The organism is Microbacterium sp. B19 (genome assembly GCF_000333395.1).
Taxonomy (GTDB): domain Bacteria; phylum Actinomycetota; class Actinomycetes; order Actinomycetales; family Microbacteriaceae; genus Microbacterium.
In genome coordinates this window covers 1-1,316 of sequence record NZ_BADA01000517.1, presented here as the reverse complement: position 1 = coordinate 1,316, position 1,316 = coordinate 1, and the positions used below count along the sequence as shown (strand labels likewise).

Annotated in this window: 1 protein-coding gene and 1 pseudogene; both read left to right on the top strand. The window is 70.5% G+C overall.

Annotated elements, in window-relative coordinates:
• Nucleotides 1–265: pseudogene (locus I5G_RS23375) on the top strand (ABC transporter substrate-binding protein); the annotation flags it as partial.
• Nucleotides 262–1,212 (top strand): ABC transporter permease, encoded by a 951-nt coding sequence (locus tag I5G_RS17755; protein WP_022880264.1) that lies wholly within the window; start codon nt 262–264, stop codon nt 1,210–1,212. The pseudogene I5G_RS23375 and the gene I5G_RS17755, both read left to right, overlap by 4 nt.
• The last annotated feature ends 104 nt before the right edge of the window (nt 1,213–1,316 follow it).

The window sequence follows — 1,316 nt, the reverse complement described above, 5'->3', positions numbered from 1 at the left end:
CAACTTCGCCAACCCGTCGTACTACTTCGGCTACGACAACCCGAAGGTGCAGAGCCTCTACGCGCAGGCTCTCGCCACGACCGACGAGCAGCAGTCGTCCGACTACCTGGCGGAGGCCGCGCGCATCGTGTCCGACGAGGATGCCGCGGACTGGCTGTTCCTCTCGACCCCGCTCACCGCGGTGGCCGACAACGTCGCGAACTTCCCGAAGAACTCCCTCAACGTGCGTCTGCCGCTGGCGGGTGTGACGGTCTCGTCGGAGTGACCCGTTACGCGCTGACACGGCTGGGCCTGCTCGTTCTGGGCCTGGCCGTGTCGAGCGTGCTGATCTTCCTGTCGCTGCGGGTCCTTCCGGGCGATGTCGCTCTGCTCCTCGGCGGGACGCAGGCGACGCCCGAGCAGATCGCCGCGCTGCGCGACAAGCTCGGGCTCACGCTGCCGCTCTGGCAGCAGTACGGCGACTGGATCGGCGGGGTGCTGCGCGGCGACCTGGGCACATCGCTGATCACGGGCGTCTCAGTGGGTTCCGAGCTCGCCGACAAGGCGCAGGTCACCGTCCCGCTGGCCGCGATGTCGCTCACGGTGGCCCTCGTGGTCGGTCTCCCCTTCGGCGTACTGTCGGCGCTGCGCCGCGGTCGCGCGGACGGCACGGCTCTCAGCGTCGGGGCGCAGGCACTGGCCGCGGTCCCGGTGGTCTGGGCCGGCATGATGCTCGTGGTCGTCTTCGCCGTGTGGCTCGGGTGGCTGCCACCGCAGGGTTTCCCCCGCTCAGGGTGGCACGATCCGGCGGCGGCGTTCCGCGCCCTCGTCCTCCCGGCCGTCACGATCGGTGTCGTCGAGGGCGCGATGCTGCTGCGGTTCGTCCGCAGCGCGACGCTGCAGGCGATGGGCCAGGACTACGTCCGCACCGCGGCCGCGAAGGGACTCACGCGCACGCGCGCCCTGCTGTCGCACGGCCTCCCCAACGTCGGCCTGTCCGTCGTGACCGTCCTCGGCCTGCAGATCGCGGGCATCATCGTGGGCGCGGTGGTGATCGAGCAGCTGTTCACGCTCCCCGGGATCGGGCGGATGCTCGTCGCCGACGTAGCGGCCCGGGATCTCCCCAAGATCCAGGGCGAGCTGCTCGCCCTCACCGGCTTCGTGCTCGTGGTGGGCTTCCTCGTCGATCTCGTGCATCGTCTGCTCGACCCCCGTCAGCGGGAGGCCTCATGAGGACGCTGCGTCGGCTGTGGGGCATCGGCACGGGGCGGTTCGGCATCCTGGTCGTCGCCGTCATCCTGCTCACCGCGATCGTGTCGCTCGTCTGGACCCCGTTC